Below are 4622 nucleotides of genomic sequence, written 5' to 3' on the forward strand. Positions count from 1 at the left end.
GCTGTACAAATGCACCAATGCGGAAACGGTTGTCACAACGATCAACATGATCGCGGTCAGACGGTCTAAACGTATCGACCAATCTGTCGATAGGCTGCCAGATTCAATCCAGCGCAAAATTTCAATATGTTGCGTCTGACCATCAAAGCCCAAGAAAACGATCCAAGACAGGATACAGGCCAAAAACAGCAAACCGGTGGTCAAAACCTGCGCGCCTTTTTCACCAATCACGCGCCAGCCAAAGCCGCCGATAATTGCGCCAACCAATGGGGCAAATAGGATAATCTTTTCCATTATTTCTTAACCCTTCATTACGTTGACATCTTCGACCGCGATGGTGCCACGGTTACGGAAGAAGCTGACCAAGATTGCCAAACCAATCGCCGCCTCGGCCGCTGCCACGGTCAACACAAACAGCGTAAAGACCTGCCCTGTCAAATCACCCAGGTAACTTGAGAATGCGACCAAGTTGATGTTGACAGACAACAACATCAATTCAATCGACATCAAAAGGATGATGACGTTCTTCCGGTTCAGGAAGAGCCCAAAGATACCAATAACAAATAGCGTCGCCGCCACCGTTAGGTAATGTTCTAAACCAATCATATTAACCTCGGTTCCCTTGTTCTGTCCTTTGGGCGGCCTATAGGCCCTGCCCCGGTTTTACGTCTTTTAATTCCATTGCTTTCGCAGGATCACGGAACATCTGTGCCATAACATTCTGACGCTTTACGTCCTTGCGATGGCGCAGCGTCAAAACAATCGCCCCGATCATCGCGACCAACAAAATCAAGCCCGACAATTGGAAGAGCAAGAAATATTGATCGTAAATCACCATCCCAAGCGCGGCCGTGTTATGCATGCCTTCGGGGGCGATGGTGGCGCGGGCAGACTGCGCAGTGTCAGCAAAATCCCATACGCCAAAGGCCATGACCAGCTGCATCAACAAAACCAATCCAATTAATAGGGCAAGTGGTAGGTAACTAGCCATCTCTGCCTTAAGCGCAGAAAAATCGATATCTAACATCATCACCACGAACAGGAACAATACTGCAACCGCGCCCACGTAAACGATGACCAACAACATGGCGACGAATTCGGCGCCCAATAATACGAACAACCCCGCCGATGACAAAAATGCCAAAATCAGCCACAGCACAGAATGCACAGGGTTGCGGCTAATCACAGTGAACAGCCCCCCTGCTATTGCGCAGATTGCAAATAGATAGAACGCGAAGGATACAACGCTCATGTGTCTTTTTCCTCTTTGTCTTCCATAACCTCTTGGGCCAATTGCATGGCCCGTGTCATGGCGGGTACACCAGCGAACATAGACATTTGTCCGATGGTTTCGATAATCTCTTGTTTGCGCGCGCCAGCTTCGACCAGATGACGCACAGTTTGACGTAGCGCGACATCATTTTGTGCGCCTTGCATGGTCAGCCCTGCCAATGTCAGCAAAAGACGTGTCTTTGCGTCCAGACCGTCCTTATTAAACGTGTTGCCAAAAAACATCTCCATCATGTCTTTTGACATCGTGGGCCACGCCGCTTCGAACCCTTTGGGCGAAAATGTCTCAAGCGCAGGATTCATGGATTTCACCATGTCCTGCGCCAGTTTCATCATATCCTCAAAAGGGTTCTTTGCGTCGGTCATCGGTAAGGCGCATCCATTTCAAGGTTACGTGCAATTTCGGATTCCCACCGTTCCCCGTTCGCCAATAGCTTTTCTTTGTTATAAAAAAGCTCTTCTCGGGTTTCCGTTGAAAACTCAAAATTAGGACCTTCGACGATGGCATCAACTGGGCACGCCTCTTGGCAGAACCCACAGTAGATACATTTCGTCATGTCGATGTCGTAACGCGTTGTGCGGCGGCTGCCATCGTCGCGGGGTTCGGCGTCGATTGTGATCGCCTGCGCGGGGCAAACGGCCTCGCACAACTTACACGCAATACAACGTTCTTCGCCATTGGGATACCGGCGTAGCGCATGTTCCCCACGAAAGCGCGGCGACAATGGCCCCTTTTCATGGGGATAGTTCAGCGTTGCCTTGGGACCAAAGAAATACTTGAGCCCCAATTTCATCCCAACCCAAAAATCTTGCAGCAAAAAATACTTTGCTGCGCGGCCGTAATCAATCTGTGCCATATTAGCCTCCGATCGCCCAGCGGGCATAAGCACCGCCAAACAGTTCAAATTTTGCAGCGAAAGACACTAAAACAACCCATACCAACGAGAATGGTAGGAAAACTTTCCAACCCAAGCGCATCAATTGGTCATAGCGGTAGCGTGGTGTAATCGCCTTAACCATCGCAAAGATAAAGAAGAAGAACGCCATTTTCGCGACCATCCAAATTGCGCCATCTGCGATCCCTGGAATGGGCGACAACCACCCGCCAAAAAACAACAGCGTGGTTAGGGCGCACATTAGGAAAATCGCAATATATTCACCCGCCATGAACAATAGGAATGGCGTTGATGAATATTCAACCTGATATCCGGCAACCAATTCTGATTCCGCCTCGGGCAAATCGAACGGTGGACGGTTTGTTTCAGCCAGTGCGCTGATAAAGAACAGGAACACCATCGGGAAATGCGGCAACCAATACCAGCTAAAGAACCCGTAATCGCCATCCTGCGCGCGGACGATATCGCCAAAGTTCATCGAACCGGTCGAAATGATCACGCCAATGATAATCAAACCAATGGACACTTCGTATGAAATCATTTGAGCCGCTGAGCGCAAAGACCCCAGGAATGGATATTTTGAGTTTGAGGCCCACCCCCCCATGATGACACCATACACCTCTAACGAAGATACAGCGAAAACATATAAAATCGCGACGTTGATATCGGACAATACCCAAGTGTCGTTGAACGGAATAACCGCCCAAGCGATCAGCGCCAAAACGAATGATGTCAGCGGCGCAAGCATGAAAACTGCACGGTCCGCACCCGCAGGGATCACAACCTCTTTCACGACGTATTTTAACGCGTCAGCCACGGTTTGTAACAAACCAAACACGCCGACCACGTTTGGACCACGACGCATTTGCACCGCTGCCCAGACCTTGCGGTCACCGTATACTAGGAACAGCAAGCTTATCATTACGAAAGCGACCATGGCCAAAACCTGCGCCACCATGATAAGGGCCATTCCGCCCGTTGTATTAAAGAAATCAGCCATCGGTCCTCACACCATTGGTATTCCGTTTCGGGCGCAGTTGTCGGCAACAACCTCTGCGTCCAGTGTTCTTAATCCTTGTGGGATCGCATCTGATACTGTGTAAACGGCATCCGCGCTCCACCGTCCAGCGGTTTCGCCCACATTTGTGCGAATGTGACGGGCAAAACCAAATCCACGGATCAATGTGTATTGTGCCGCCGCACATTCTGCGTAATCGCGAACAGGATCAGAACGTTCTGTTCCTGTTAGGGTTACGTGGAATTGTACCAGATCATTCGCAAGCAATTTGGTTTGTACGCCAAAATACTGGATTTTTTCTGGTCGTGTCGATGTCCCGGACATGTCCAGCTGTTGACAGGCCGCAACCAACAAGGTCGCCGCCATCAACAAAAGGGATATGTTGGACAAATGCTGCATTATTCGGCCGCAACCTTTGTTTCGGCCCGCGCCTTTGCATTGGCAGACAGTTCCGCCATAACGCTGGATGCGCGTGCAATCGGGTTGGTCAAATAGAAATCAGAGATTGCGTTTTTGAATGTCGCATCGCCCATTTTATCGGCAGGCTCTGCTTTCCATTCATTTTCGGCAACCTGATCGATCTGCGCCAAATGCGGATGCGCCGCAACCAATGCCTGACGCAATTGCGCAAGGCTGTCATATGGCAATGCCGATCCTAATTCTGCGGACAATGCCCGCAAAATCGCCCAGTTTTCTTTTGCCTCGCCTGGGGCAAAGCCCGCGCGCATGGCCAATTGTGGGCGGCCTTCGGTATTGACGAACAAACCGTTTTCTTCGGTAAAGGCGGCACCTGGCAGGATAATATCGGCACGATGCGCACCGCGATCGCCGTGCGAGCCTTGATAAATCACGAATGCACCTGCATCGATGTCAACCTCGTCCGCACCAAGGTTATAGATCACGTCAGCGCCATCAATCGCGGCGGTCAAACCGCCCTCGGTCACAGCACCCACATCCATCGCGCCAACGCGTGACGCAGCAGTGTGCAAGATCATCAGTTTGGACTGTGTTTCCTCGGCCAACTGCATTGCTGCGGCCAAAACGGCGGCGCCGTCTGCTTCGCGAATGGCGCCTTGGCCCACGATTACAACCGATGGTGCATCCAAAATCGCACCGTGTTTTTTGCCCAAGAGCCCCGTCAAAGCAGTGCGGTCAGTGCCAACATGTGTATATTCATAGGTTAAATCAGCTGCCTGACCAACCAAGCCGATGTTTGCACCATTGGCCCAAGCACGGCGAATACGCGAATTCAAAACAGGCGCTTCGTCACATGGGTTGGTGCCGATCAGCTGAATGAACTTGGCACTGTCGATGTCTTCAATCGACGCGGTCCCGACATAACCAGAGCGGTTGCCAATTGGCAAACGCGCGTTGTCAACGCGGCATTCCACGTTACCGCCCAGACCTTGGACCATTTG

The 4622-nt window shown here is 51.1% G+C and carries 7 protein-coding genes and 1 pseudogene; all 8 read right to left on the reverse strand.

The window, feature by feature from the left end; genetic code table 11:
* Positions 1–294: pseudogene (locus AC1QQ2_RS13545) on the reverse strand (NADH-quinone oxidoreductase subunit L); the annotation flags it as partial.
* A 6-nt stretch (positions 295–300) separates the two neighbouring features.
* Positions 301–606: an NADH-quinone oxidoreductase subunit NuoK gene (gene nuoK / locus AC1QQ2_RS13550; protein ID WP_479713517.1), complete on the reverse strand. Its 306-nt coding sequence runs from the start codon at positions 604–606 to the stop codon at positions 301–303.
* Positions 607–643: 37 nt separating this feature from the next.
* Positions 644–1252 (reverse strand): NADH-quinone oxidoreductase subunit J, encoded by a 609-nt coding sequence (locus tag AC1QQ2_RS13555; RefSeq protein ID WP_479713518.1) that lies wholly within the window; start codon positions 1250–1252, stop codon positions 644–646.
* Positions 1249–1656, reverse strand: coding sequence for a carboxymuconolactone decarboxylase family protein (locus AC1QQ2_RS13560; protein ID WP_479713519.1), 408 nt, complete (start codon positions 1654–1656; stop codon positions 1249–1251). Before AC1QQ2_RS13560 ends, AC1QQ2_RS13555 begins: the two co-directional genes overlap by 4 nt.
* Positions 1653–2147, reverse strand: coding sequence for an NADH-quinone oxidoreductase subunit NuoI (gene nuoI, locus AC1QQ2_RS13565; RefSeq protein WP_479713520.1), 495 nt, complete (start codon positions 2145–2147; stop codon positions 1653–1655). Before nuoI ends, AC1QQ2_RS13560 begins: the two co-directional genes overlap by 4 nt.
* 1 nt (position 2148) lies before the next feature.
* Positions 2149–3186 carry an NADH-quinone oxidoreductase subunit NuoH gene (gene nuoH / locus AC1QQ2_RS13570; protein WP_479713521.1) on the reverse strand — a complete coding sequence of 346 codons (1038 nt, stop codon included), beginning with the start codon at positions 3184–3186 and terminating at the stop codon, positions 2149–2151.
* A gap of 6 nt (positions 3187–3192) precedes the next feature.
* Positions 3193–3528, reverse strand: a complete 336-nt coding sequence (locus AC1QQ2_RS13575; protein WP_479713522.1) for a hypothetical protein — start codon at positions 3526–3528, stop codon at positions 3193–3195.
* Between the two features lie 74 nt (positions 3529–3602).
* Positions 3603–4622 (reverse strand): molybdopterin-dependent oxidoreductase (locus AC1QQ2_RS13580; RefSeq protein WP_479713523.1); only part of this gene is annotated, 1020 nt, incomplete at its 5' end.

Origin of the sequence: Aestuarium sp. (genome assembly GCF_023253315.1) — a bacterium.
GTDB classification, from domain to species: domain Bacteria; phylum Pseudomonadota; class Alphaproteobacteria; order Rhodobacterales; family Rhodobacteraceae; genus Marivivens; species Marivivens donghaensis.